This is a genomic window from Nonomuraea sp. ATR24 (genome assembly GCF_041950485.1).
In the GTDB taxonomy this organism is placed as follows: Bacteria; Actinomycetota; Actinomycetes; order Streptosporangiales; family Streptosporangiaceae; genus Nonomuraea; species Nonomuraea ceibae.
In genome coordinates this window covers 140,389-164,258 of the sequence record NZ_JBGNUU010000005.1, presented here as the reverse complement: position 1 = coordinate 164,258, position 23,870 = coordinate 140,389, and the positions used below count along the sequence as shown (strand labels likewise).

At 73.2% G+C, this 23,870-nt stretch carries 22 protein-coding genes; 13 read left to right on the top strand and 9 right to left on the bottom strand.

The features are described from left to right. Positions 1-86 precede the first annotated feature (86 nt). Together ACBI99_RS14945 and ACBI99_RS14940 are read left to right on the top strand one after the other, a co-directional pair. Positions 87-1,496 (top strand): cellulase family glycosylhydrolase, encoded by a 1,410-nt coding sequence (locus tag ACBI99_RS14945; protein WP_375072511.1) that lies wholly within the window; start codon positions 87-89, stop codon positions 1,494-1,496. Between the two features lie 312 nt (positions 1,497-1,808). Further along, positions 1,809-2,684, top strand: a complete 876-nt coding sequence (locus ACBI99_RS14940) for an alpha/beta hydrolase (RefSeq protein ID WP_375072510.1) — start codon at positions 1,809-1,811, stop codon at positions 2,682-2,684. Here ACBI99_RS14940 and ACBI99_RS14935 read toward each other — a convergent pair. Beyond that, complete coding sequence (locus ACBI99_RS14935) at positions 2,662-3,297, bottom strand: helix-turn-helix domain-containing protein (protein ID WP_357584545.1); 636 nt, start codon at positions 3,295-3,297, stop codon at positions 2,662-2,664. The genes ACBI99_RS14940 and ACBI99_RS14935 overlap by 23 nt on opposite strands. A gap of 87 nt (positions 3,298-3,384) precedes the next feature. On the opposite strand from ACBI99_RS14935, the gene ACBI99_RS14930 reads away from it, so the two are divergent. The 3 genes from ACBI99_RS14930 (at position 3,385) to ACBI99_RS14920 (ending at position 6,349) form a co-directional block, all read left to right on the top strand. Then, positions 3,385-4,569: a cytochrome P450 gene (locus ACBI99_RS14930; RefSeq protein WP_219509232.1), complete on the top strand. Its 1,185-nt coding sequence runs from the start codon at positions 3,385-3,387 to the stop codon at positions 4,567-4,569. A gap of 80 nt (positions 4,570-4,649) precedes the next feature. After that, positions 4,650-5,591: an ATP-binding cassette domain-containing protein gene (locus tag ACBI99_RS14925; RefSeq protein WP_375072509.1), complete on the top strand. Its 942-nt coding sequence runs from the start codon at positions 4,650-4,652 to the stop codon at positions 5,589-5,591. Then, positions 5,588-6,349 (top strand): ABC transporter permease, encoded by a 762-nt coding sequence (locus tag ACBI99_RS14920; RefSeq protein WP_219509225.1) that lies wholly within the window; start codon positions 5,588-5,590, stop codon positions 6,347-6,349. The genes ACBI99_RS14925 and ACBI99_RS14920 overlap by 4 nt, the downstream gene beginning before the upstream one ends. Here the strand turns inward: ACBI99_RS14920 and ACBI99_RS14915 are convergent. Continuing rightward, positions 6,333-9,485: a BTAD domain-containing putative transcriptional regulator gene (locus ACBI99_RS14915; protein ID WP_375072508.1), complete on the bottom strand. Its 3,153-nt coding sequence runs from the start codon at positions 9,483-9,485 to the stop codon at positions 6,333-6,335. The genes ACBI99_RS14920 and ACBI99_RS14915 overlap by 17 nt on opposite strands. 141 nt (positions 9,486-9,626) lie before the next feature. Between ACBI99_RS14915 and ACBI99_RS14910 the strand changes: the two genes are divergently transcribed. The 3 genes from ACBI99_RS14910 to ACBI99_RS14900 all read left to right on the top strand — a co-directional run bounded on the left by ACBI99_RS14910 (position 9,627) and on the right by ACBI99_RS14900 (position 12,499). Then, positions 9,627-10,826: a cytochrome P450 gene (locus tag ACBI99_RS14910; protein ID WP_375072507.1), complete on the top strand. Its 1,200-nt coding sequence runs from the start codon at positions 9,627-9,629 to the stop codon at positions 10,824-10,826. Between the two features lie 75 nt (positions 10,827-10,901). After that, complete coding sequence (locus ACBI99_RS14905; RefSeq protein ID WP_219518189.1) at positions 10,902-11,387, top strand: SigE family RNA polymerase sigma factor; 486 nt, start codon at positions 10,902-10,904, stop codon at positions 11,385-11,387. Then, positions 11,384-12,499, top strand: coding sequence for a hypothetical protein (locus ACBI99_RS14900; RefSeq protein ID WP_219518190.1), 1,116 nt, complete (start codon positions 11,384-11,386; stop codon positions 12,497-12,499). Before ACBI99_RS14905 ends, ACBI99_RS14900 begins: the two co-directional genes overlap by 4 nt. Before the next feature lie 6 nt (positions 12,500-12,505). On the opposite strand, the gene ACBI99_RS14895 is transcribed toward ACBI99_RS14900, so the two are convergent. Both ACBI99_RS14895 and helR read right to left on the bottom strand, forming a co-directional pair. Beyond that, complete coding sequence (locus ACBI99_RS14895) at positions 12,506-13,405, bottom strand: alpha/beta hydrolase (protein WP_357584531.1); 900 nt, start codon at positions 13,403-13,405, stop codon at positions 12,506-12,508. A gap of 89 nt (positions 13,406-13,494) precedes the next feature. Next, entirely contained in the window at positions 13,495-15,636 is a 2,142-nt protein-coding gene (helR, locus tag ACBI99_RS14890; protein ID WP_375072506.1) for an RNA polymerase recycling motor ATPase HelR, read from the bottom strand. A gap of 242 nt (positions 15,637-15,878) precedes the next feature. On the opposite strand from helR, the gene ACBI99_RS14885 reads away from it, so the two are divergent. The 4 genes from ACBI99_RS14885 to ACBI99_RS14870 all read left to right on the top strand — a co-directional run bounded on the left by ACBI99_RS14885 (position 15,879) and on the right by ACBI99_RS14870 (position 18,573). Then, complete coding sequence (locus tag ACBI99_RS14885) at positions 15,879-16,277, top strand: hypothetical protein (RefSeq protein ID WP_219518193.1); 399 nt, start codon at positions 15,879-15,881, stop codon at positions 16,275-16,277. A 451-nt stretch (positions 16,278-16,728) separates the two neighbouring features. Next, a complete protein-coding gene (locus ACBI99_RS14880; RefSeq protein ID WP_375072505.1) occupies positions 16,729-17,217 on the top strand; it encodes a hypothetical protein in 489 nt (162 codons plus the stop codon). Then, positions 17,192-18,013, top strand: a complete 822-nt coding sequence (locus ACBI99_RS14875) for an alpha/beta fold hydrolase (protein ID WP_375072504.1) — start codon at positions 17,192-17,194, stop codon at positions 18,011-18,013. Before ACBI99_RS14880 ends, ACBI99_RS14875 begins: the two co-directional genes overlap by 26 nt. Positions 18,014-18,087: 74 nt before the next feature. After that, positions 18,088-18,573 (top strand): carboxymuconolactone decarboxylase family protein, encoded by a 486-nt coding sequence (locus tag ACBI99_RS14870; protein ID WP_219518197.1) that lies wholly within the window; start codon positions 18,088-18,090, stop codon positions 18,571-18,573. A gap of 18 nt (positions 18,574-18,591) precedes the next feature. Here the strand turns inward: ACBI99_RS14870 and ACBI99_RS14865 are convergent, their stop codons facing one another. From ACBI99_RS14865 to ACBI99_RS14850, 4 genes are all read right to left on the bottom strand, one after another. Next, a complete protein-coding gene (locus ACBI99_RS14865) occupies positions 18,592-19,935 on the bottom strand; it encodes a caspase domain-containing protein (protein WP_375072503.1) in 1,344 nt (447 codons plus the stop codon). After that, positions 19,925-20,281 (bottom strand): hypothetical protein, encoded by a 357-nt coding sequence (locus ACBI99_RS14860; protein ID WP_375072502.1) that lies wholly within the window; start codon positions 20,279-20,281, stop codon positions 19,925-19,927. Before ACBI99_RS14860 ends, ACBI99_RS14865 begins: the two co-directional genes overlap by 11 nt. A 76-nt stretch (positions 20,282-20,357) precedes the next feature. Next, on the bottom strand, positions 20,358-22,142 hold the full coding sequence (locus ACBI99_RS14855; protein ID WP_357584523.1) for a protein kinase: 1,785 nt from the start codon (positions 22,140-22,142) through the stop codon (positions 20,358-20,360). 74 nt (positions 22,143-22,216) lie between these two features. Next, on the bottom strand, positions 22,217-22,567 hold the full coding sequence (locus ACBI99_RS14850; RefSeq protein WP_357584521.1) for an STAS domain-containing protein: 351 nt from the start codon (positions 22,565-22,567) through the stop codon (positions 22,217-22,219). Positions 22,568-22,693: 126 nt separating this feature from the next. Between ACBI99_RS14850 and ACBI99_RS14845 the strand changes: the two genes are divergently transcribed. Continuing rightward, a complete protein-coding gene (locus ACBI99_RS14845) occupies positions 22,694-23,356 on the top strand; it encodes a flavin reductase family protein (RefSeq protein WP_357584519.1) in 663 nt (220 codons plus the stop codon). Here the strand turns inward: ACBI99_RS14845 and ACBI99_RS14840 are convergent. After that, entirely contained in the window at positions 23,353-23,865 is a 513-nt protein-coding gene (locus tag ACBI99_RS14840) for an NUDIX hydrolase (RefSeq protein ID WP_357584517.1), read from the bottom strand. The genes ACBI99_RS14845 and ACBI99_RS14840 overlap by 4 nt on opposite strands. Positions 23,866-23,870: the final 5 nt, after the last annotated feature.

Genomic DNA, 23,870 nt, shown 5'->3' with positions numbered 1-23,870 from the left:
TCAATTTAGGCTCCGCGTCAAGTTAGTAAACCTTCCTAATCGGACCCCTCCCCCAAGGATCGGAGCTGTTCGTGAGGCGAAGTGCAGTGATCACAGTCCTGGCCGTCGTGGCCGCGCTGCTCGCGCCGTCAGGCGCGAGCGCGGCGGCGGCGGACCCGCTGGTGTCGCAGGGCAAGAGCGTGACGGCCTCCTCGGTCGAGGCCGCCGGCCTGGAGCCGGGCAAGGCGGTGGACGGCGACCCGGCCACCCGCTGGGCCAGCGCCGAGGGCGTGGACCCGCAGTGGATCCGCGTCGACCTCGGCTCCGCGCACACGATCTCCCGCGTACGGCTGACCTGGGAGGTCGCCTACGCCAAGTCCTACCGGGTGCAGACCTCGGCCGACGGCTCCACCTGGAGCGACGTCTACACCACGGCCTCCGGCGACGGGGCGACCGACGACCTCACGGTCACCGGAACCGGCCGGTACGTCCGGGTCCACGGCACCCAGCGCGGCACCCCGTACGGCTACTCGCTGTGGGAGCTGGAGGTCTACGGCGCTCCCGTCACGGGCGGCGGCGGGGACACCCCGGTCGAGGCCAACGGGCAGCTACGCGTGTGCGGTATCAAGCTCTGCAACGAGAACGGCAAGCAGATCCAGCTGCGCGGCATGAGCAGCCACGGCATCCAGTGGTACAACCAGTGCCTCAACAGCGCCTCGCTCGACGCGCTGGCCGCCGACTGGAAGGCCGACGTCCTGCGCATCTCCATGTACGTCCAGGAGGGCGGCTACGAGACCAACCCCCGGCTGTTCACCGACCGGGTGCACAACCTGATCGAGATGGCCACCGCACGCGGCATGTACGCGATCGTGGACTGGCACATGCTCACCCCCGGCGACCCGATGTACAACCTCAGCCGGGCCAAGACGTTCTTCACCGAGATCGCCCAGCGGCACGACGGCAAGGACAACGTCCTGTACGAGATCGCCAACGAGCCGAACGGTGACGCCGTGACCTGGTCCGTCATCCGCAACTACGCCCACCAGCTCATCCCGGTGATCCGCCAGCACGACGCCGACGCCCCGATCCTGGTCGGCACCCGCGCCTGGTCGTCGCTCGGCGTCTCCGGCGGCGGCGACGAGAGCGAGATCATCGCGAACCCGGTCAACGCCGCCAACATCATGTACACGTTCCACTTCTACGCGGCCTCGCACGGGTCGGAGTACCTGAGCGCGCTGTCCCGGGCCGCCGACCGGCTGCCGATCTTCGTGACCGAGTTCGGCACCCAGACGGCCTCGGGCGACGGCGGCAACAACTTCACCAGGTCGCAGCAGTATCTCGACCTGATGGCCCAGAAGAAGATCAGCTGGGTGAACTGGAACTTCTCCGACGACTTCCGCACCGGCGCCGTCTTCAAGACCGGGACCTGCCCGGGCGGCCCGTTCGCCGGGACGGCCAACCTCAAGGAGGCCGGCGTCTGGGTCCGCGACCGGATCCGCACCGCCGACGACTTCTGACGGAACGAGACGACCCCCACCCGCGGCTTGACAACCGATCGGCGCGCGTTTCTAATGTTCGGCGTGTCGCGTGACGCCGCCGGGAAGACGGCCGCGGGTGGGCGGCACCGTATACAGGGAGATGATCGCCGTGGACTCGTTCACCACAGGTCGCGCCTGATCTCGTCGCGCCCGCGCGTCATCGCCGAGCCCTTTCCCGTCCCTTCCCGTTCGCGAACGGGTCGCTGACGCGCGCCGGTTTCCGCACTGCTCGTCCCACATTCTTCACCGCCTGCGCGCGGTCTTTCTCACCTGGCCGAAAGGGCTTTCTTTTTGCTGACCATCACCCATGTCCCCGCCTCCCAGCACGAATCGGACGCCGTACGGGCGAGGATGCAGCAGGTCTTCTCCGACCCGCCCGTCCTCGACGGCGACGCCGAGCTGCGCCCGCTCCTGCCCGAGACCGGCGGGGTGCCCGCCACCTGGGTCACCTCGGGCGGGGCGACGATCGAGGACGGCGTGACCGTCTACGTCCACGGCGGCGGCTTCTCCTTCAGCAACCCGGCGATGGAGCGGATCATGGCCTGCCGCCTGTCGAAGGCCACCGGCCGCCCGGCCCTGGCCGTGGACTACCGTCTGGCCCCGGCGCACCCGTACCCGGCGGCGGTCGAGGACGTGCTGGCCGTCCACCGCAGCCTGCTGGCGCAGGGGGTGCCCGCCGGGAAGATCCTGCTCGTCGGGGAGTCGGCCGGCGGCACCCTGATCCTCTCGGCGCTGCTGAGGCTCGCCGCGGCGGGGGAGCCGATGCCGGTGGGGGCCGTCCCGGTCTCCCCGATCACCGACCTGGCGGCGAAGCCGGCGGGCAACGGCCGTGACTCGATCGACCCGGCCATCCTGGGGCCGATCGCCACGCAGTATCTCGGCGAGGCCCGGCCGGACCAGGCGCCCCAGTCGCCGATCTACGGGGATCCGCGCGGGCTGCCGCCCATGCTGCTCCCGGTCGGCGGGGACGAGATCGTCCTCGACGACGCCCGGCGGTTCGCCGAGGCCGCCGCCGGGGCGGGCGTCCCGGTGGAGGTGGACGTCTACGAGGGCATGCCGCATGCCTTCCACGCGGCCGTGCTCTTCGCCGAGGACGCGCACCTGCCCACGGCCGCCGCCTTCCTGAGCCGCCTCACGGACTGGGTCACGAGGCTTCCCGCGCGCTGAGCCCGGCGGACAGCACGGCGGATTGGGCGGCGGGCTGGGCGGCGGCGATGACGCCGTGCACGGCCGCCGCGATGCGGGCGGCGGCCTGCTCGGGGTCGGGCCGGTCGGCGTCCAGCCAGGCGATGACGGCCTCCAGGGTGAAGGCGGGGACGAGGTTGGCCGCCCAGTCCAGCCACGGCCCGGCCGGGATGCGGCGCGCGAGGTTGCGGCGGGCGACCTCGCGCGAGGCGTCGGTGATGGTGTCGATCAGCTCGCGGAAGTCGGGCTCGCGGGCCGCGTGGCGGAACAGCAGCCGGAACCCGTCGGGGTCGGCGCCGGCGGCCCGCAGCAGCGCGGGAATGGCGTCGTCGTCGTAGTCGTCGCCGCCCGTGGCCTCGGCCAGCCGCGCGCAGGCGCGGTCGAGCACGGCCCGGTAGAGGGCGGCCTTCGAGTCGAAGTGCCGATAGAGCATCGCCCGGGTCAGCTCGGCCTCGGCGGCGATGTCGTCCAGGCCCGTCGCGGCATAGCCGGCGCGGGCGAAGGCGCGGGTGGCCGCGTCCAGGATCTGCTCACGCCGCTCCGCGCGGCGCATCCTGCGCACCGGCTCGGCCGGCCCGGCGTCGGGCTTGCTCATCGACCCTCCACTTGTAGAAGGCAAAGTATACATGTAGCTTTTTAGACGCTGGAGTATACAAAGCTGCGTCTACCTCCTGGAGGGGTCATGCCGTCCACGCCCGTTCGGCTCCCGTACGAGCAGCCCGACCCGATGCGGCCCGCGCCGCTGCTGCGCGAGCTGCAGGCCCGCGGCCCGATCCACGCCATCCGCACCGCCGTCGGCGACCCCGGCTGGCACGTCACCGCGTACGAGCACGTACGCCTGCTGCTGGACGACGACCGGCTCGGCCGCGCCCACCGCGAGCCCGCACGCGCCTCCCGCACCGGCGAGTCGGCGCTGTTCGGCGGCCCGATGGGCGACTTCGACACCGAGCAGGCCGACCACCGCAGGATGCGCTCGCTGCTGCAGCCGCACTTCTCGCCCAAGCGGATGCGCGCCCTGACCGGCCGGGTCGAGACCCTCACCACCCAGCTCCTCGACGAGCTGGCCGCCGCCGGGCCGCCCGCCGACCTGCACGCCGCGCTGGCGCTGCCGCTGCCGATCGCGGTCATCTGCGAGCTGCTCGGCGTGCCGTACGAGGACCGGGCCCGCTTCCGCGCCTGGACGCAGGCCGCCGGGGACGTCACCGACCGGGCCCGCTCCGAGCAGGGGCTGGCCGAGCTGTTCGGCTACGGGCGGCACCTGGTGGCCCGCAAGCGCGCCGCCGGCGACCCGGACGGCGACGTGATCTCCCGGCTGGCCGCCACCGACGGGGTGAGCGACGACGAGGCGGCGGCGATGGGCATGACGCTGCTGTTCGCCGGCCACGAGACGACAGTGACGGCGATCGGCCTGGGCGTGCTGTGGCTGCTGGCCACCCCCGGCCAATGGCAGGCCCTGGTCGACGACCCGGCGCGGATCGACGCCGCGGTGGAGGAGATCCTGCGCGCGCCCGGCCTGGGCGGCGGCGGCATCCCCCGCTACGCCCGCACCGACCTGGAGATCGCCGGCGTGCGCGTGCGGGAGGGCGACCTGGTGCTGCTGGACCTCGGGGCCGCCAACCACGACGCGTCGGTGTTCGCCGACCCGGACCGCTTCGACCTCGACCGGCCCGCCGCGCCGCACCTGACGTTCGGCCACGGCGCCCGCTACTGCATCGGCGCGCCGCTCGCCCGGATCGAGCTGAAGGCCGTCTTCTCCCAGCTCGCCGCCCGCTTCCCGACCCTGCGGCTGGGCTGCGCGGTCGACGAGCTGACCTTCAACCCGCACGTGCTCACCGGCGGGCTGACCGCGCTGCCGATCGCCTGGTGAACGCGCCCTGACGCCACCCACGGGACGCGCATCAGCCCGGCGGCGGCCGGGTGTCAGGCCGGCCGGCCATCGTCATCCCCATGAACGGCACAGCGATCGCGGCCACGGGGCTGCGGAAGGCCTACAAGGACAAGATCGTCCTGGACGGCGTCGACCTGCGCGTCCAGGCCGGCACGATCTTCGCGCTGCTCGGGCCCAACGGCGCGGGCAAGACCACGACGGTGAACGTGCTCACCACCCTCCTGCGCCCCGACGCCGGCCGGGTGCTCGTCGCCGGGCACGACGTCACCACGCAGACCCGTGCGGTGCGGGCGGCGATCGGCGTGACCGGGCAGTTCGCCTCGGTGGACGACCTGCTCACCGGCGAGGAGAACCTGCTGATGATGGCGGACCTCCTGCACCTGCCCAAGGCGGAGGGCAGGCGGATCACCCGGCGGCTGCTCGGCCGGTTCGACCTGGCGGAGGCGGCGGGCAAGCCGGCGTCGTCCTACTCCGGCGGCATGCGCCGCAAGCTGGACCTGGCGATGACGCTGGTCGGCGGGCCGCAGATCATCTTCCTGGACGAGCCCACGACCGGACTCGACCCGCGCAGCCGCCGCACCATGTGGGAGATCATCCGCGAGCTGGTCGCCGACGGCACCACCATCTTCCTCACCACGCAGTACCTGGAGGAGGCCGACCAGCTCGCCGACCGCATCGCCGTGCTCGACCGGGGCCGGCTGGTCGCCGAAGGCACCGCCGCCCAGCTCAAGCGCCGGGTCCCGGGCGGCCACGTCCGGCTGCGGTTCGCCGACCGGCGCGCGCTCGACACCGCGGCCCGCGTCCTGGCCGGATCCGCCACGGACGAGGAGGAGCTGACCCTGCGGGTGCCCGGCGACGGCGGCGTCCGGTCGCTGCGCGCCCTCCTCGACCGCCTCGACTCCCACGCCGTCGAGGCCGAGGAGCTCTCGGTGCACACCCCCGACCTGGACGACGTCTTCCTGGCCCTCACCGGCCACACCGACAAGGAGATCAAGGCATGACCGGCTTCTCGGCCACCCTGACGGACTCGGCGACCATGCTGCGGCGCAACTTCCGGCACACGCTGCGGAACCCGCTGGCGCTGTTCAACGCCGTGATCATGCCGATCGTGCTGATGTTCCTGATGGTCCACATCCTCGGCGGGGCGTTCAGCGTCGGCGTCGACTACGCGGACTACGCGACCCCCGGGCTGATCATGACCACCATCTGCTACGGCATCAGCCCCACCGCGATCGCCGTCAACTCCGACATGACGACCGGGTTCATCAACCGGCTCCGCGTCATGCACGTGTCACGGGCCGCCGTGCTCAACGCGCACGTGATCGGGACCATGCTGCGCAGCCTGGTGGCCATCGCGCTCATCGTCGGGGTCTCGTTCCTCATGGGGTTCCGGCCCTCGGCGAGCTTCCTCCACTGGCTCGGCGCGATCGGCATCGTCGTGCTGACGGTGCTGGCCATCGGCTGGCTGACCATCGCGTTCGGCCTCGCGGCGAAGTCACCGGCCAGCGCGGGCCTGATCGGCGTCCCGCTCATGCTCCTGCCCTTCCTGAGCAGCGCGTTCGTGCCCGCCGAGAAGATGGGCGCGGGGGCGCGGCAGTTCGCCGAGTACCAGCCGTTCACCTCGATCATCGAGGCCCTGCGCGGGTTCCTGACCGGCGCGCCGTCGGCGAGCTCGGCCGTCACGGCGATCGCCTGGTGCGCGGGCACCATGCTGGTCGGCTACGTGTGGGCGCGGGCGTCCTTCACGAAGCGAGGATGACGCCCGCCAGCTCGCGCCAGTCGGCCTCCCGGCCGGCGCCTGACGCCTCGGCGAACGCGGTCTCGCCGAGGCGTCCCCGCGCGTCCGCGGCGATCCTGGCGGCGTCGGGCTGCGACAGGTCCGGCGTGCCGCGCACGGCGTCGCTCGCCGCGAGCAGCCGTACGGCCTGCTCGTCCTCGCCCTGGCGCAACGCCTGGTCCGCGACCCCGACCAGCACCAGGGCGATCAGCGGCGGGTAGGAGGTCTCGGCTGCCAGGCGGAACGCCTCCGCCCGGTGCGCGCGGGCCTGCTCCAGGTCCTCGGTCAGATAGCCGTACAGGTCGCTGACCTTGGCGTGCACCATGACGCTCAGCTCGTGGACGCCCGGCATCGCCCGCACGGTGGCCAGGTGCCGGCGCGCCTCGTCCGCCTCGCCGCGCCAGTGGGCGAGCTGCGCCTTGGCCAGCTCCAGCTCGGCGGACGTCTCCGGCCAGGCGATCTCGCCGGTGTAGCGCTCGGCCTCGGCCATGGCGGACGCGCTGGCCCGCTCGTCGCCGAGCAGCCAGTAGAGGTGGGCCAGCCGCGAGCGCAGGCTGGTGACCTCCTCGTTCACGCCCAGCTCGGTCAGCGCGGTGCTCGCCTCCTCGTAGAGCTCGCACGCGCGGGCCAGCTCGCCGCGCATGGCGAGCCGGTCGGCAAGCAGGGTCAGCGACAGCGAGATCCCCATCCGCTCGCCCAGCGAACGGAACTCGGCGAGCGCGATCTCGGCGTCGTCGTCGACGCCGGTCTCGTCGCCGCTGAGCGTCAGCCGCAACCGGCCGCGCGCGAGCCGCGCCTGCGCCCGCACCCAGGCGTCCTCGTCGCTGATCAGCGGCTCCAGCGCAGGCAGGAACCCCGTCGGGTCCCGCAGCATCCGCTCCCACAGCCGGACGAACCCCAGGATGGAATGGCGCAGGCCGTGGCGCTCGGTGATCCGGTGCGCCTCCTGGATCCACTCCCGCGCCTGATACTGGTCGCCGCCGACCCCGGACGTCAGGAACACGGTCACGATCGTGTACGCGACCGCCCGCGTCTCGTCGGCCACCTCACCGGGCAGCGAGGCCGCCGCGACGGCCAGCTCGGTGCCCTCGGCCCGGTGCCCGGCCAGGAACCAGAACCAGCCCACCGCCCCGACCAGCCGCATCGCCTCCTCGGCCCAGCCCTCGGCGATCGCCCCGCGCGCGGCCGCGCCGATGTTGTCGTGCTCGGCTTCCAGCGTGGCCAGCCATTCGAGCTGCGCGGCCGTGCGCAGGTGCGGGTCGGCGCTCCGGCCCAGCTCGGTGAAGTAGGCCAGATGCGCCCGCCGCGCCCGTTCGCTCTCCCCGGCCTCGTCGAGCCGGCCGGCCGCGTACTCCCTGATGGTGTTGAGCATCCGGTAGCGGGTGCCGTCGTCGTCGGAGAGCAGCAGCGACTTCTCGATCAACGCGGTCAGCACGTCGAAGACCTGCTCCCCGGCCGCCTCCCCGGCCGTATCCCCGTCACCGCACACCTGCTCGGCCGCCTCCAGGGTCGCCCCGCCCGCGAACACCGAGAACCGGCGCAGCACGGCGCGTTCGGCCTCCGTCAGCAGGTCCCAGCTCCAGTCGACGACCGCGCGGAGCGTCTTGTGCCTGGCCAGCGCCGTCCGGCTACCGCCGGTCAGCAGGCGGAAGCGGTCGTCGAGCCGGCGGGCGAGCTGGTCGACGGACATGGTGCGCAGCCGCGCCGCGGCCAGCTCGATCGCCAGCGGGATCCCGTCGAGCGCCCGGCAGATCCGCGCCAGGGCCGCCAGCGTGTCCGCGTCGGAGCTGATGTCCTTGCGCACCAGGTCGGCGCGGTCGCGCAGCAGCCGCACCGCGGGCGAGGACTCGATCCCGGCGGCGTCCGCGCCCTCGGCCGGCAGCGCGAGCGGCTCGACCTGCCACAGCACCTCGCCGGTGATGCCGAGCGGCTCCCGGCTCGTGGCCAGGATGCGCAGCCTGCGGCACTCGCCCAGCAGCCGCTCGGCGAACGCCGCCGCCGCCTCGATCACGTGCTCGCAGTTGTCCAGGACCAGCAGGACCGTGCGCTCGCGCAGCGCCGTGATGAGCCGGTCCATCGGCTCGCCGCCCCGCGCGTCGCCGACCACCGCCTGGTCGCGCAGGCCGACCGCGGTGAGCGCGGCCTGCGCCAGCTCGCCGCCCGCCTGCACCGAGGCCAGCTCCACCAGCCACGCGCCGTCCGGCAGCTCGGCGAGCATCGTCCGCGCGGTCTCCGTGGCCAGCCGGGTCTTGCCGGAGCCGCCCGGCCCCGTCAGCGTGACCAGCCTGTGCCTGACGGACAGGCCGGCGACCGCCGACACGTCGGCGTCCTTGCCGACGAAGCTCGACAGCCCGGCCCGCAGGTTCGTCCTGCGGTTCTCCGCCCGCTCACCCAGCTCGCCGCGGAGCAGCGCGGTGTGCAGCGCGGACAGCTCGGCCGACGGGTCGGCGCCCAGCTCGTCGGCCAGCCGCTCGCGCGTCCGCTGGTAGACGGCCAGCGCCTCGGTCGCGCGCCCCGCCTCGGCGAGCGCCCGCATCAGGCCCGCCACGAACCCCTCGCGCAGCGGGTACGTGGCCACCAGGTCGGTCAGCTCGGAGACCAGCTCCGAACCCCGCCCCAGCCGGAGGTCCGCGTCGACGCGATCGCCGAGCGCGGCCACGTGCAGCTCGTCCAGCCGCGTGACCACGGCGTCGAACGCCTCGCTGTCACGCAGCGCGATGTCGGCCAGAGCCTGGCCGCGCCACAGCTCCAGGGCCGAGCGCAGCAGCTCGGCCCGCGCCGCGGGCTCGGCGCCACGCGCCTGGGCGACCAGCCGCTCGAACCGGCACACGTCCACCGCGTCCGGGTCGACGGCCAGCCGGTAGCCGCCGGACTCCGCCTCGATCACCCCGTCGGGCAGCACCCGGCGCAGCCTGGACACCAGCGCCTGCAAGGCGTTCACCTCGTCGGCGGGCGGCTGCTCGCCCCAGATCCAGTCGACCAGCCTCGACCGGGTGACGATCCGGCCGGCTTCGAGGGCCAGCGCGGCCAGCAGTGCGCGCAGCCGAACCCCGGGAACCTCGACCACGGCCCCGTCACGGTTACGGACCTCGAAGGGCCCGAGCAATCCGACTCGCACATCAGCAATTGTGCCGAATCGCGAAGACCAGCCGCGACGGCGAGCGCGTACGGGCGCCGTCAGCGGTCGTGTCAGGGCGGCGACGGCCCGATGTCAGCGCGGCAGGCGAAGGTGAAGTCCTGTCGCCAGGGAGGAAAGAGCATGGAACACACCGTCACCACGATGCCCGCGGCCCGTCAGGCCGGCTGCCCCTTCGACCCGCCCAAGGAGCTCATCGAGGCGCGCGAGCAGAGCCCGATCAGCCGCTACCCGTTCCCCGACGGGCACCAGGGCTGGCTGGTGACCGGCTTCGACCTGGTCCGGTCCGTCCTGGCCGACCCGCGGTTCAGCTCCCGCAAGGAGCTCATGAAGCACCACCCGACGATCGACTACGGCGACATCGAGGTGCCGCCCGCGCCGCCCGGCGAGTTCCTGCTGATGGACGAGCCGAGGCACAGCCGCTACCGCAAGCCGCTGGTGGGCCGGTTCACCGTGCGGCGGATGCGGCTGCTGACCGAGCGCGTCGAGCAGGTCACCGCCGCGCACCTGGACGCGATGGAGCAGGCCGGGCCGGCGGCGGACCTGGTGACGGCGTTCGCCAAGCCCATCCCCGCCATCGTGATCTGCGAGCTGCTGGGCGTCCCGTACGAGGACCGGGGCTTCTTCCAGGAGCAGATCGACAAGTTCCTCGGCGGCGAGGTGGGCGACGAGGAGCTGATCGCGGCCTACCTGGGCGTCCAGAACTACCTCGCCGAGCTGGTCGCGGCCAAGCGCGCCAACCCCACCGACGACCTGCTCAGCGACCTGACCGACAGCGACCTCACGGACGAGGAGCTGAAGGGCATGGCCCTGATCCTGCTGTCGGCCGGGTTCGACACCACCGCCAACATGATCGCGCTCGGCGCCTTCGCGCTGCTGGAGAACCCGGATCAGCTCGCCGCGCTGCGCGCCGACCCCACCCTCGTCGAGGGGGCCGTGGAGGAGCTGCTGCGCTACCTGAGCGTCGCCAAGACGTTCATGCGGGTCGCTCTGGAGGACGTCGAGCTCGGCGGCCACACGATCAAGGCAGGCTCGACGGTCATCGTGTCCATCAACACCGCCAACCGCGACCCCGAGCGCTTCCCCGACCCGCACAAGCTCGACCTGCGCCGCCAGGACGGCGGCCACCTGGCCTTCAGCCACGGCATCCACCAGTGCCTCGGCCAGCAGCTCGCCCGCGTCGAGCTGCGCGTCGCCCTGCCCGCGCTGCTCCAGCGCTTCCCCACGCTGCGCCTGGCCGTGCCCGCCGGCGAGATCCCCCTGCGCCCGGAGGCCGCCGACATCTACGGGGTCAAGAGCCTGCCCGTCACCTGGGACGCCTGACCGGCTCCACCCGCGTCTGCACCTGACCTTCGCTGACGTCCCAACCTTTCACCCCCTCCCGGGCGTCTTGTCTGTATGACGGACTCCGAGGCGTTCGAGGCCTTCGTCGCCGCGTGGTACCAGCGGCTGCTGCGGGCCGCCGTCCTCATCAGCGGTGATCCGCACCTGGCCGAGGACGTGCTCCAGGACGCCCTGATCAAGCTGGCCCGCCGGTGGCCGAAGGTGCACACCGACCCCGTCGGCTACGTGCGCACCACCCTGTACCGGGACGTCGCGTCCAAGTGGCGGCGGCAGCGGGAGTTCGCGTACGGGGAGCAGCCCGACCGGGCCGACGGCGACAGCGCATCGGCGACGGACCTGAAGGTGCTCTTCGCCCGCGCGCTGGCCAGGCTGCCGGTGAAGCAGCGCGCGGTGCTGGTGCTGCGCTTCTACGAGGACCTGCCCGTCACGGAGGTGGCCGCGATCCTCCGCGTCTCGCCCGGGACGGTCAAGAGCCAGACGCACGCGGCGCTGAAACGGCTGCGCGAGGTCGCTCCCGAGCTGGAAGAGGTGCTGGTATGACGGACCAGAGGCTGCGGGAGCTCTTCGGCGAGCTCGCCGAGACCCTGCCCGAGGGGTCGTCCAGGGCGGGGGAGCTGTGGCGGCAGGGCACGCGGAGCCGGGCCCGCCGCCGGTGGACGGTGCTCGCGGCGGCGACGGCCGTCACCGGGCTCGTCGTCGCGGCGAACGTGGTGACCGGCCCGGAGCAGGCCGAGCGCGGCGTCACGGGCCGGCCGACGCCTGCCGCCTCGCCCGGCCCCGTGCTGGACACCGCCCCGCCGGCCGGCGATGAGGCGGCGCTGCCCGCGGCGGCGACCGCGCTGCCGGAACGCTGGGCCGCCATCCCCGTCGTGCGCACGGTCCCCGGGCCCGTCCTGGCGCTGGCCGAGTTCGGCGACGGGCGCGTCCACGTGCTGAAGTCCGGCGGGCGCTTCCCCCTCGACGTGAAGCTGGGCCGGGCGGGCGATGGCGGGACGCCGCTGCGGCCCAACTCGCTCGCGCCCGACGGGACGATGGCCGCCTTCCCGCAGCAGGACGAGATCGTGGTCGTCGACCTCGTCATCGGCCAGACCAGGCGCTACCCGGTGCCGGGGCGCAACGCGGTGGTGCTGTGGCGCGGCGAGCGGCTGCTCGTCGAGCAGGAGAAGGCGGACTACCTGCTCGACCTGGCCACCGGGGAGGTGACGCGGCAGCCGAACCGGGGCTTCGGCGGGGTGGCGGGCTACCGCGACCTGCGGATCGTGCCGATCGGCGGCCGGACGTTCCTGCGGGAGGGCGCGGCGCAGGTGGAGCTGGCCGTCGACGGCGGACCGGCCACGGCGGTCCCGGGCCGTCACGGGTGGCAGCGCGACGGGCTGGTCGCGGTGCCCGGACGCGCCCCCGGCGAGCGTCCGGGGCGGGCCGACGCGGTCGTCGTGGCCGAGGCCGCCACCGGGCGGGTGGTCAGGACGCTGCTCCTGCCCGGCGCCCGGTGCGGCAAGGGCGGCTGCCCGGTGCGCGGCTGGGCCCGCCACGGCACCGTGCTCGTCGAGAGCGGTGACCGGCTGCTCGGCTGGGACCTCGCCACCGGCGCGCTGTCGCGCGTCGCCGACCTGCGCCCGGACGTGACCGCCTACTCGCTGCGCAGCGGATGAGCGCCGTCAGCCGGCCAGGGCGCGGCGCAGCGCCGCGAACAGCTCGCCGTTCTGCCGCTGCGACACCCCGGCCGACATGATCGCGTACGAGCCGTGGAACGTCCCCGGCCACTGGTGCAGCTCGACCTGGACACCGGCCTGCATGAGCCGCAGCGCGTAGTCGATGCCCTCGTCGCGCACCGGGTCGAACTCGGCGGTGGCCACGTAGGCGGGCGGCAGGCCGGACAGGTCCTCGGCCCGCGCCGGGGCGGCGTACGGGGTGGCGGGCGCGCCGCCGAGGTAGAGCCGCCAGGCGGCCGTCAGGCTGGCCGCGTTCGCCCTCGGGGTGCCGGTGAAGTTCCGCGCCGACCAGGTCCGCTGCCGGTCGTCGAGGCTGGGCTGGGTGAGGAGCTGGAAGCGGATCGGCGGCCCCTGCTCGTCGCGGGCCCGCAGCGCCACGCCGGCCGCGAGGCCGCCGCCGGCGCTCATGCCGCCGACCGCGATCCGGTCCGGGTCGACGCCCAGCTCGGCGGCGTTCGCGGCGACCCAGACCAGCGCGGCGTAGGCGTCGTCGAACGGGGCGGGGAACGGGTGTTCCGGGGCGAGCCGGTAGCCGACCGAGACCACCACGGCGCCGGACTCGGCGGCCAGCTTGGCCGCCCACCGGTGCTCGGTGTCGAGGTCGCCGACGATGCACCCGCCGCCGTGCATCCAGACGATGACGCCGCCCTGCGCCTCCTGCGGCCGGTAGATCCGTACGGGAACGTCCGGGTCCGCCGGGACCATGCGGTCGGTGATCTCCAGGGCCGAGACGTCGGGCTCCGGCAGCGAGGCGACCAGCTCGGTGAGGGCCTTGCGCTCGCTGACGGGGTCGGCGTACTCGGCCGCGGACAGCAATGGGACGAATGGTTCGAGTTCGGGATCCATGCCGACAATCCTCGGCGTCGGCCTGGGGCCCGATCATCCGCCAACCGTCGGGATTCGCGACCCCGGGGCGCACCGTTCGGCGCGCCGCCTCAGGTCAGGACCACGAGCTGCCGCGTCGCCCGGGTCATCGCCACGTAGCGGTCCACCGCGCCCTCGACACCCTCGCCGAACTCCTCCGGCCGGACCAGCACGACCAGGTCGAACTCCAGCCCCTTCGACAGCTCCGGAGTCAGCGACCGGACGCGCGGCGTACCCCGGAAGGCCGGATCGCCGATCACGCACGCCGTGCCCTCAGCATGCTCGGCCAGCCAGTCGTCCAGGATCGCGTCCAGCTCCGACACCTGCCCGTGGACCACCGGCAGGCCGTTGCTGCGGATCGACGTCGGCACGTTGGCGTCCGGGAGCGCGGCCCGGATGACCGGCTCCGCCTCCGTCATGATCTCCTCCGGCGTACGGTAGTTGATGCTCAGGGAGGCCAGGGTGATCCGGTCGAGCCCGATCCGTTCGAGCCGCTCCTGCCACGACTCCGTGAACCCGTGCCTGGCCTGGGCGCGGTCGCCGACGATGGTGAAGCTCCTGGACGGGCAGCGGAGCAGCAGCATCTGCCATTCGGCGTCGGTCAGCTCCTGGGCCTCGTCCACGACCACGTGCGCGAACGGGCCCGCGAGCCGGTCCGGCTCGACCGACGGCACCGCGTTCTCGTCGACCAGCGCGTCCTTGAGATCCTGGCCGTGCAGCATCGTCACCGCGCCCTCCCCGTCGTCGTCGGCCTCGACCAGGGCGTCGACGACCGTGGACACGCGGGCGCGCTCGGCGGCGACGGCCGCCTCCCGGCGGCGCCTGTGCCGGGACGCCTCCGGGTCGCCCAGCCGCTGCCGCGCCGCGTCCAGCAGCGGCAGGTCCGACACCGTCCACGCCTGCGGCTCCGCGCGCTGCAGCTTCCTGATCTCCTCGACGCTGAGCGAAGGCGCGCACCTGCGCAGGTACGCGGGCACCGTCCACAGGTCGCCGACCAGGTCGGCCGCCTCGATCACCGGCCAGGCGCGGTTGAACGTCGTCAGCAGCTCCCGGTTGCGCAACAGCGACCTGCGGAGCAGATCCGGCGAGACCTCCTGCTCGTGCTTGTCCTGGACGATCGTGACCAGCTCCTCCCAGATGCGGTCACGCGCCTCGTTGTGCGGGGTGCCCGGCTCCGGCGCGTCGAACGCGTCCGCCCAGTCCTCCGCGCTCACCCACACGTCCGACCAGGGCGTCGTGATCGTCATGCCCGCCGTGGGCGGGTTCTCGTAGAACCTGACGGCCGGCTCGATCGCCCGCACCAGCTCCGCCGACGCCTTCAACCGGGCCACCTCCGGGTCCGCCTCCACCCCGGCCTCGGCCCCCTCCGCGACCAGGTCGCGCAGCGTGCACGTCTGCACGCCCTCCTCCCCGAGACTGGGCAGCACGTCCGCGACGTACGCCAGGTACGGCTGGTGCGGGCCGACGAACAGCACGCCGCCCCGGCGGTGACCGAGACGCGGGTCCGAATAGAGCAGATAGGCCGAGCGGTGCAGCGCCACCACCGTCTTGCCCGTGCCCGGACCGCCGTCGACCACCAGGGCGCCGCTCGAACCAGCGCGGATGATGGCGTCCTGGTCGGCCTGGATGGTGCCCAGCACGTCCCGCATCCGGGGCGACCGGTTGCTCCCCAGGCTGGCGATGAAGGCCGACTGGTCGTCGAGCGCGGCATGCCCGTCGAACCCGTCGGCGGTGAACACCTCGTCCCAGTAATCGCTGATCCGGCCCCGGGTCCACCGGTAGCGGCGGCGGCTCGCCAACCCCATCGGGTTGCCGTGCGTCGCCCCGAAGAACGGCTCCGCCGCCGCCGAACGCCAGTCCAGCAGCAGCCGGCGGCCCTCGCTGTCCGTCAGGCCGAGCCGCCCGATGTACACCGGCTCCGGATCGTCCTCGCTCACCATGTGCCCCAGGCACAGGTCCAGCCCGAACCGGCGCAGCGCCCGCAGCCTGGCCGCCAGCCGGTGCACCTCCAGGTCCCGGTCGAGGGCCTGCCGCCCCTTACCGCCCGGCGCCCTGCGCGCGGCGTCGAGCCGGGCGGACAGGTCGGCGATCGACCGGTCCAGGCTCTCCGCGATGGCCGCGAAGTGCCGCTCGTCCCCGGCGATCAGCTTCGGGTCGGCCTTGGCGGCGAGGCGGGCGGGAAGGTCGAACACGCTGGTGGTCAGCGGGGTCACAGGCAAACGCTCCGATCTGGGGCCTGGCTCGCGGACGCGCGTCGTCCGCCGTTTCCCCAGGCCGGCTGTGGCTTCGGCGTGCCATTGTGCGGCATGACCGGGGCCTTGCGGCAAGCCCCCCGCTCCGCTATACGTTAAGAGTGGAGAGGCGTTGCCATCCCCTCTCCCCTTCTCGCTTTTTATCTGTTTTTGTTGTCCCGATATGTCGTGCATGTGCATGAATACTTGGGCAGAATGATCGTGTGACGGCGATCGTGAAAACCGAGCAGATGCCCGGCCTCGTACGGGCTGCCAGGGTCATCCTGATCGTGCAAATGGCCTTCAGCCTTTTCGGCCTTGTGCTCATCTCACCGGTGATCACGGTGATGTTCAGCGAGCCGAGGGTGGCAGCGCTGCTGCTCGTTTCCTTCGCGACCGTGGTTCTCATGGGCGTGCTGATCTCTCGCTGGTCGTCCCGGCGGAAATGGGTGCGCTGGGGCGGCATCGCGTTCGAAACGGTCTTGCTCGCCAGCAATCTCATCCTGACCGCCATCGACGGAGAATTCAGCTGGCTGACCCCGATCCACCCGGGCACCATTCTGCCCCTGGCGATCGTCGTCGCGCTGTTGACGCCCCCGGCGGCCCACTGGTTCGACCGCTGACCTGAGGCGGGCGTCAGCTTGTGGCGCAGTGGGTGAGGGTGGAGCCGCGTTGCTCCCGGACGCACTGCTGGTTGACCACGGTGGCGACGCCGCGCAGGTCCCGTACCGTGTCGGCCATCGTGCGCCAGGACGCGCCCTCCCGCAGCTTCAGGCGGAACGATTCGGGCAGGTCGCCGGCGGTGACGGCGGCCCACCAGCGCGGCGCTTTCGGCCGACCAGACGGGCGGTTGGTACGGCAGTGCGCGCCGCAGCCTGACGGCCCGGCGGCGCAGCGTCGACCGGCACCCGTTGAGCACCGCCGACCGTACGTACGCCAGGGCGCGGCCGGGCGCCGTCGGCTCTCCGCTGGAGAGCAGCTCGACTTCCATACTCCAGAGACGCCCGGCGCCCCGGTTTGCTGCCTCCGCCACTACTTGACGTTTGGGCGCAAGTACTTGCTATCGTGTGTCAAGTGAGTACGCGTGAGCACGTGGCGCTGGTGCGTGAGCTGGTCGAGCTGGTCGAAAGGCGGATCGTCGACCCGCTGGAGATCCTGTTCGGCTCCGGCGAGCAGGTGGAGCCCGTACGGGCACGGCTGCGGATCGAGGCGGAGGTGTGGGCCGCCCAGTTGCTCGGCCCCGACGACGCCCTCGCGGTCCGGGCGGCGGCGCGGCTGGTCGCGGCCGTCTTCCCCGGTGACGGCCCGTTCGACCCCGCCGACGCCTGGTGGGGCACGGCGTTCGGCCGGGCCGTGGCCAGGCGGGCGGGCCACCCCGGCAAGGAGGCGGTGCCGTACGCCACGGCGGGGGCGATGCTCGGCATCACCCGGCAGGGCGTGCACGACCTCGTCAAACGCGGCAAGCTCGACCGGCACCTCGACGGCGGCGTGACCACGCGCTCCATCCGCGCCCGGCTGAACCGATCTCTGGAGCGACATGGCGTACGACGTCACGATCACTGACCACGACATCCCCCTGGCCGTACGCGACCACGGCGGCCCCGGCGACCCCGTGTTCCTCCTGCACGGCCTCGGCGGCACGCTGGAGGCGTGGGACGCCGTCGCCCTGCCCGGCCACCGCGCCGTGGCGCTCGACCTGCGCGGCCACGGCCTGTCCGGCGACGGCCCGTGGGAGTGGGACCGGGTGCTCGACGACCTCGAAGCGGTGGTGAAACACCTGGACCTGGGCAACCCGGCGGTCGTCGGCCACTCGCTGGGCGGCATGCTGGCCGTGCTGTGGGCCAGGCGTCACCCCGAGTGCCCGGCCATCGTCAACCTCGACGGGCTGCGATCGGCCGAGAGCGCCCCGGACAACTACCCGGGCCTGGACGCCGCGACGCGGGACCGGGAGCTGGCGGCGCTCAAGGCCGCCTTCGACGCGCAGGCGGCGGCCCTGGCCGGGCCGCTGCCCGACGGGCTCGGGCCGCTGTTCCCGGCCAGGGCGCGCGTCGAACGCGACGGCGAGGTCTACGCCAGGCCCGGCGCCGAGCTCCTCGCGGCGGTGCGCTGTTCGCCGGAGTTCCGCGACACGATCCCGCTGCTGCGCCAGGTCACCTGCGACGCCTGGGTCGTGATCCCGACCCAGGACCCGCCGGGGATGCCGGGCGGCGAGCTGATGGCGGCGTTCCGGCGGGGTGTGCGCCGCGATCTCGCCGGCCTGCCGCCCCACCTCCAGGTCAGGGAGCTGGAGGCGAGCCACGACATGCTCGCCGAACAGCCCGCCGCCGTGGCCGCGCTGATCGGCGGCTTCCTCGCCTGACGCCGTTCGGGCTCACATCGGCGGCGGCTGTCTCGTCGGAGCCGGAAAGCCCGCCACCGAGAGGAAGACTCCTGATGACCGACGCCCTCCAGTCCCGGCTGCCCGATCCCTCCCGCTTCTTTCCCGAGGTGGGGCCGATCGCCGGAGGCATGACCAAGGCCGTGCGGAACGGCGCCGTCCCCGACGCGACCGTCCACCTGATGCAGCTGCGTGCCGGGCAGATCGTGGGCAGCACCTACCACGCGGTCCGGCAGAGTGGCCAGCTCCGCAAGGCGGGGGAGAGCGAGGAGCGCATCACCGCCGTGGCGACGTGGCGTGACGCCCCCTGTTTCACCGACGCGGAACGGGTCGCGCTGGAGCTGGTTGAGGCCGTGCTCACGCCGAGCCCGTCGGGGGAGCGGGTGCCCGACGAGCTGTACGCCAGGGTGGCGGCGCACTACGACGACAAGGCGTTGTGGACGTTGACCCTGGCGATCGGCCAGATCTGCTTCTTCATCCCCGTCGCGCTCATCGCCAGGCCGATCCCCGGCAGGCCGCTGGGCAAGAACTACACCGGCTGAACCCCGGCAGGGCGGCGGTCAGTCCACCCATTTGGGGCCGGCGCACTGGGCGATCTCGCGGACGATCTCCTCCGGGCGGGCCCGATAGCCGCTGAGCGTGGTGAACAGGACCTCGCCGCGGCCCGGGTCGTACCGGGGGCTGAAGTCGCCGTTGCGCTGCGCCGACGGCAGCATGATCGTGGGCTTGAGGTCGATGCAGATGCAGCGGCGGAAGTTGCGCCGCCGCTCGGCGATCCGGGACACGTCCGCCCACCGGTAGTGCCATCGCTGGTCGCGCACCCGTACCTCGATCCCGGCGGTGTTCACGATGAGCAGCCGGGCCAGGCGGCGGCGCATGCGCTGGTTGCCCCGCTGGACCATGTTCACGAACAGCCCTAACGAGTAGGCGCAGCCGACGATGCCGATCACCGTCAGGATGGCCAGGAGGAGGCCGGGCGCCCTCAACGAGCCCGCGATCAGCCAGATGAAGGCGCCGGCCAGGGCGAGCGGCAGGAGCGAGGCCAGCCACCACATCCAGCCCAGCCCCCGGCTCGGCGCGAACGTCCGCCCCTGCCCGGCCTGGACGATCGGAAGATCGAGGGATGGCGGTGTACGGGCGCCGGTGCGGGCGGCGTTGCGCGTGAAGGGGAAGTCGTGGGCGTTGTCGGTGCCGCGCTGGTTGGGGTCGGGCAGCCCCCGGGCCCGCAACCGGTGGCGCAGGTGCCCGTACAGCACGCCGAGCGTGAGCGGGTCGGGCTCGCCCGGGAGGCCGCCCCTGATCAGGCGCAGCAGCTCCCCGGTGAAGGACGTGCAGGCGTCGACCTGCTCCCCGAACGGCACGACGTGCGCCGCCAGGTCGCTGGCGGTCAGCGTGTAGACGCCGCGGACGTCGCTCTGGTCGGCGATCAGCCCGGCGGACAGCCCGGCGGACAGGGTCTCGGTCTGGATGACCGATCCGGCGTAGCAGCAGTCGAGCACGGCGATCTTCACCGCAGCCGGGCTGTCGCGCAGCGCGGTGCGGATGCGGGAGTACTCCAGGCCGGTCAGGTCGGGGTCGGCCGCGGTGGTGTCGGCCAGGGCCAGGCACAGCTCGCCCTCGGCGGTGAGCATGCCGTGCCCGACGAAGTACAGCAGCAGCACCCCGGTCGTCTCCCGGGCGACTTGCCGGATGCGCTGCGCCACGACGCGGCTGTCGCCCTCGTTGTGCAGGACGGTGACGTCCCCGGCGGGCCAGCCGCACAGGGCGGGGTCGGTCAGCGCCGCGCGCATCCCCAGGACGCTGTTGGCGGCGGCGGGCAGGTCGGGCAGGCTCTCGTCGCGGTGCACGGAGGTCGCGACGAGGACGGCATGGGAGACGCCGCTCCGGCGCCGGTCAGCCGGCATCGCCCGCGCTCGCCCGGTCGGCCTGGTCCAGCACCTCCTGGAGCAGGGGCAGCGCGTCGCCGACCCGCTTGGCCTCGACCGTCACGGTGCGTTCGGGAGTGGTGAGCGTGATGGACACGTCGGCGTGCCGGTTGGTCAGCCACGTCGTCAGCGCCCTGGCCAGCACCATGCCCGCGCCGCCCGACCCGACGGCGATGCTGAGCAGCTCGACGGCGCCGCCGAGCTCCTCGCGGCCCGGCGGGCGGCCGACCGGGTCGACCCGGCCCTGCAGCGGGCGCTGGCTGCGCAGCCAGCGCGTCAGCGAGACCAGCTCGCCTGTGGGGACCGCCCGGACTTCCACCCGCATCTGGCCTCTCCTCTGCTCAGGGAGCTATCCAGCTCCAGCATGAGGCATCGCCCGGCGGGGTGTCAGGAAACGCTTCCTACCACACGACCCACGGGCTCTCCACGCCGCCGCTGAACGCCCCCGTGCCCGACTTGCGCCACCGCTGGCGCACGTCGACCTTGGCTCCGGTACGGGACGCCGTGGCGGTGAACGGGCCGCAGGTGACCACGGCGCCGTCGCGGGCCGGGGCGACGCCCGCGCAGAGGAACGGCTGCGACAGGTTCGTCTCGGCGTCGGTGTTGTAGAGCTGCACGTGGATGTCGGAGCGCAGCGAGGCGGAGCCCCTGATCCGGCCCATCAGGCGGAACTCGTCCCCGACCTGCGCCATGCAGGGCGACATCTGCAGCCCGGGCGTGGGGGAGAACCAGTCGCGGCACCGCCAGTTCACGGCGGCGGCCGGGGGCGGGGTCTCGGGCTCGGCGGTCGTCGGGTCCTCCGGGTCGGCGGAGGTGGGCGGCGAGGTCTTGGGCTTGGGCTTGGGGGAGCGGGTCGTGCGTTCCGGCGCGGGGCGCGTGGTGGCGGGCTCGGCGGTGGGGGTCTTCGGGGGGTGGCTGCGGATCGGCAGCACCTTCGACGTGGGGGTGTCCGGGACCTCGGGCTCCGTGGAGGCGGTGGCGGGGGCCTGGGCCTCGACGGGGGCCTCGACGGTGGCCTCGCTCACGGCGCCGACGGTCTGGGCCCGCCACGGCGCGACGACGACGAGCGCGCCCGCGCTCACGACCAGGGCCGCCGCGGTGGCCAGGCCGACCAGGACGCGCTGCCGCGACCGCCCCGCCCCCTTCCCGGCCTCGCGCCGCCCGCCGTCCCCACGCCCGGGCGACGTCTCCACGGCGCCCGTCCCGGCGGCGACCGGCGTCCCACCTGTGCCCGGCGTTCCGGTGGGCGCGGGCGGGCGGGTGCGCGCGTCCTGCGGATCGGCTGTCACGGGCGGCTCGTACGGGCCGGGCAGGGGCTGGGAGGTGGCCAGCGGCGGGTGTTCCAGGCCGACCGGCGGCAGGGCGGGCAGGCCGGCCAGCGACGGTGCGGCAGAGGTCAGCGCCTCGGCCAGGCCGGCCGCCGTGGGGCGGGCGGCGGGGTCCTTGGCCGTGGCTGCGGTGATGAGCGTCCACAGGACGTCGGGCATGCCGGGCAGCCGCCGGGGCGCGGCGGTGGCGTGCTGCCTGAGCAGCGCCATCGGATGCTCGCCGACGAACGGAGGCCGTCCGGCGAGCAGCTCGTACAGGATCAGCCCGGTCGCGTACACGTCCACGGCGGGGGTGGGCGTGGTGCCGTCGGCCACCTCGGGCGACAGGTACGTGGGGGTGCCGATGATCGACGAGGTCTGGGTGAGGCCGGGCCCGTGGACGATGCGGGCGACGCCGAAGTCGGTGAGCCTGGGCTGCCCGGTGGCGGCGTCGATCAGGATGTTGCCGGGTTTGACGTCGCGGTGGATCACGCCCATGTCGTGCGCGGCGGCGAGCGCTCCGGCGATCCGGGCCACCATGCGGGCGGCCTCGGCGGCCGACAGCGTGCCGCGCTCGTGGAGGAGCGTGCGCAGGTCGCCGCCTTCGACGAAGTCCATCACCAGCGCCAGCCGGTCGCCCTCGACGACGAAGTCGCGCACGGTGGCGATGTTGGGGTGACGCAGGTTGAGCATCACATTGCGTTCCTGGACGAACCGGAGCACCAGGTCGCGGTCGGCGGCGAGTCCTTCACGCAGGAGCTTGGCGGCGACGATCTCGCCGGTGTCGCGGTGCCTGGCCCGCCAGACGGTCCCCATCCCGCCGGCGCCGATCTGCTCCACGAGGATGTAACGGCTGCCCAGGGCCCCGTCCGTCGCCATCCGCCCGCCCTCCCCCTGAAGATGCTTCGATCACAATAGTGACGTTCGGGCTGATTTGTTCGGAGGATCCAGGGTCAGGAGATGCGTGACTGCAGGGCCGTCGGCACGTCCGGGTCGACGGGGATGACGCTCGACACCCCCGTCACCTCAAGGAGCCGCCGCAGCACGCCCTGGACCCCGGCGAGCCTGAGCCAGCCGCCCGCCGCCCTGGCCCGGTTGGAGAATTCGAGGATCGTCCGCAGGCCCATCGAGTCGCAGAAGGACAGTTCGGTCACGTTGACGACGAGGTGGACGCAGCCTTCGGCCATGCCGGCCGCGATCTTCTCCGTCACTTCGGAACACCGGGTGGTGTCGAACTCACCGACCAGTGTGATGACCGCCGTGTCGCCGAAGTGTTCAATTGTGAGGGCGAACGGTGATTGCATCCAGCAGGCCTCCATTGGGGTTGCTTGTGACGCTACACCGCGCGTGCGCCTCGTGGCGGCCGGAGCCGTGACGCGCTGTCCGAATGCCGCCAGCGCCCGCGCCGCCCGATCGGTCACAGTGTTGCGGTGAGCACAGTGATCGACAAGCACACCCGCATCGAGCCGGGCATCCTCTACTTCGGCACCCCTGTGGTCCTGGTCTCCTCCACGAACCCGGACGGCACCCCCAACCTGGCGCCCATGTCGTCGGCCTTCTGGCTGGGCTGGCGGGCCATGCTCGGCTGGGGCACCCGCTCACGTACGGCCCAGAACCTGCTCAGGACCGGCGAGTGCGTGCTGAACCTGCCCTCGGACGCGCTCGCCGCCGCCGTCGACAGGCTGGCCCTGACCACGGGCAGCGACCCCGTCCCGCCGGGCAAGCACGCGCGCGGCTACCGCCACGTCGCCGACAAGTTCGCCAGGGCGGGGCTGACGCCGGTGCCGAGCGAGACGGTCGCGCCGCCCCGCGTGGCCGAGTGCCCGGTGAGCATGGAGGCCGTCGTGGAGCGGACGCACCCGGTGGGCCCCGACGACGGCGTGACCGCCTTCGAGGTACGCGTCCAGCGCGTCTGGGTGCACGACGACATCCGTACGGAAGGGACGGACGACCACATCGACCCCGACGCCTGGCGTCCGCTGATCATGAGCTTCCAGAAGCTGTACGGTCTCGGCCCGCAGGTGCACCGCTCGACGCTGGCGACCATCCCCGAGTCGATGTACCGGGGCCCGGACATCGAGCGCGCCCGCTAGCCCAGCAGCCTGCGGTGCAGGCTGAGCCAGGTGCGGCCGGCGCCGAGCCGTTCGACGTCCGCGCGCGGCAGCCACCGCGCCCGCGTGCTCTCCGACCCCGCCGGCGGCCGCGTCGACCCGCCGAGCCCGGCCAGCCGGGCGGTGAACATCACCATGTACGTCAGCGCCGGGTAGGGGTGACCGGGCGGCGGCGGGGCGAGCAGTTCGATGCGGTGCCAGGCGAAGACCGACAGCAGCCCGGGATCCAGCTGCAGGCCGGTCTCCTCGGCCAGCTCGCGGGCCGCCGCCTGGACGGGCGTCTCGCCGGGGTCGAGGTGGCCGCCGGGGATCTCCCAGCCGCGCCCCGGCCGGTCCACGTGCGTCAGCAGCGTCCGGTCCGCCTCGTCCAGGACGAACGCGAACGCGGACGTGACCGTGCCGGCGCCGGGCAGGTCGCCGGCGAGCACCACGTCCAGGCGGTGCGGGACGGCGATCCACGGCACCGTCCGGGTCTCCACGATGTGACTCATCCGGT

Excerpts from the sequence above, each read along its gene's own strand:
- ACBI99_RS14870 (WP_219518197.1), top strand. The coding sequence starts at position 18,088 with ATGACCGACGCCCTCCAGTCCCGGCTGCCCGATCCCTCCCGCTTCTTT.
- ACBI99_RS14925 (WP_375072509.1), top strand. The coding sequence starts at position 4,650 with ATGAACGGCACAGCGATCGCGGCCACGGGGCTGCGGAAGGCCTACAAG.
- ACBI99_RS14920 (WP_219509225.1), top strand. The coding sequence starts at position 5,588 with ATGACCGGCTTCTCGGCCACCCTGACGGACTCGGCGACCATGCTGCGG.
- ACBI99_RS14905 (WP_219518189.1), top strand. The coding sequence starts at position 10,902 with ATGACGGACTCCGAGGCGTTCGAGGCCTTCGTCGCCGCGTGGTACCAG.
- ACBI99_RS14900 (WP_219518190.1), top strand. The coding sequence starts at position 11,384 with ATGACGGACCAGAGGCTGCGGGAGCTCTTCGGCGAGCTCGCCGAGACC.
- ACBI99_RS14930 (WP_219509232.1), top strand. The coding sequence starts at position 3,385 with ATGCCGTCCACGCCCGTTCGGCTCCCGTACGAGCAGCCCGACCCGATG.
- ACBI99_RS14910 (WP_375072507.1), top strand. The coding sequence starts at position 9,627 with ATGGAACACACCGTCACCACGATGCCCGCGGCCCGTCAGGCCGGCTGC.
- ACBI99_RS14850 (WP_357584521.1), bottom strand. The coding sequence starts at position 22,567 with ATGCAATCACCGTTCGCCCTCACAATTGAACACTTCGGCGACACGGCG.
- ACBI99_RS14865 (WP_375072503.1), bottom strand. The coding sequence starts at position 19,935 with ATGCCGGCTGACCGGCGCCGGAGCGGCGTCTCCCATGCCGTCCTCGTC.
- ACBI99_RS14860 (WP_375072502.1), bottom strand. The coding sequence starts at position 20,281 with ATGCGGGTGGAAGTCCGGGCGGTCCCCACAGGCGAGCTGGTCTCGCTG.
- ACBI99_RS14895 (WP_357584531.1), bottom strand. The coding sequence starts at position 13,405 with ATGGATCCCGAACTCGAACCATTCGTCCCATTGCTGTCCGCGGCCGAG.
- ACBI99_RS14875 (WP_375072504.1), top strand. The coding sequence starts at position 17,192 with ATGGCGTACGACGTCACGATCACTGACCACGACATCCCCCTGGCCGTA.
- ACBI99_RS14935 (WP_357584545.1), bottom strand. The coding sequence starts at position 3,297 with ATGAGCAAGCCCGACGCCGGGCCGGCCGAGCCGGTGCGCAGGATGCGC.
- ACBI99_RS14840 (WP_357584517.1), bottom strand. The coding sequence starts at position 23,865 with ATGAGTCACATCGTGGAGACCCGGACGGTGCCGTGGATCGCCGTCCCG.
- ACBI99_RS14855 (WP_357584523.1), bottom strand. The coding sequence starts at position 22,142 with ATGGCGACGGACGGGGCCCTGGGCAGCCGTTACATCCTCGTGGAGCAG.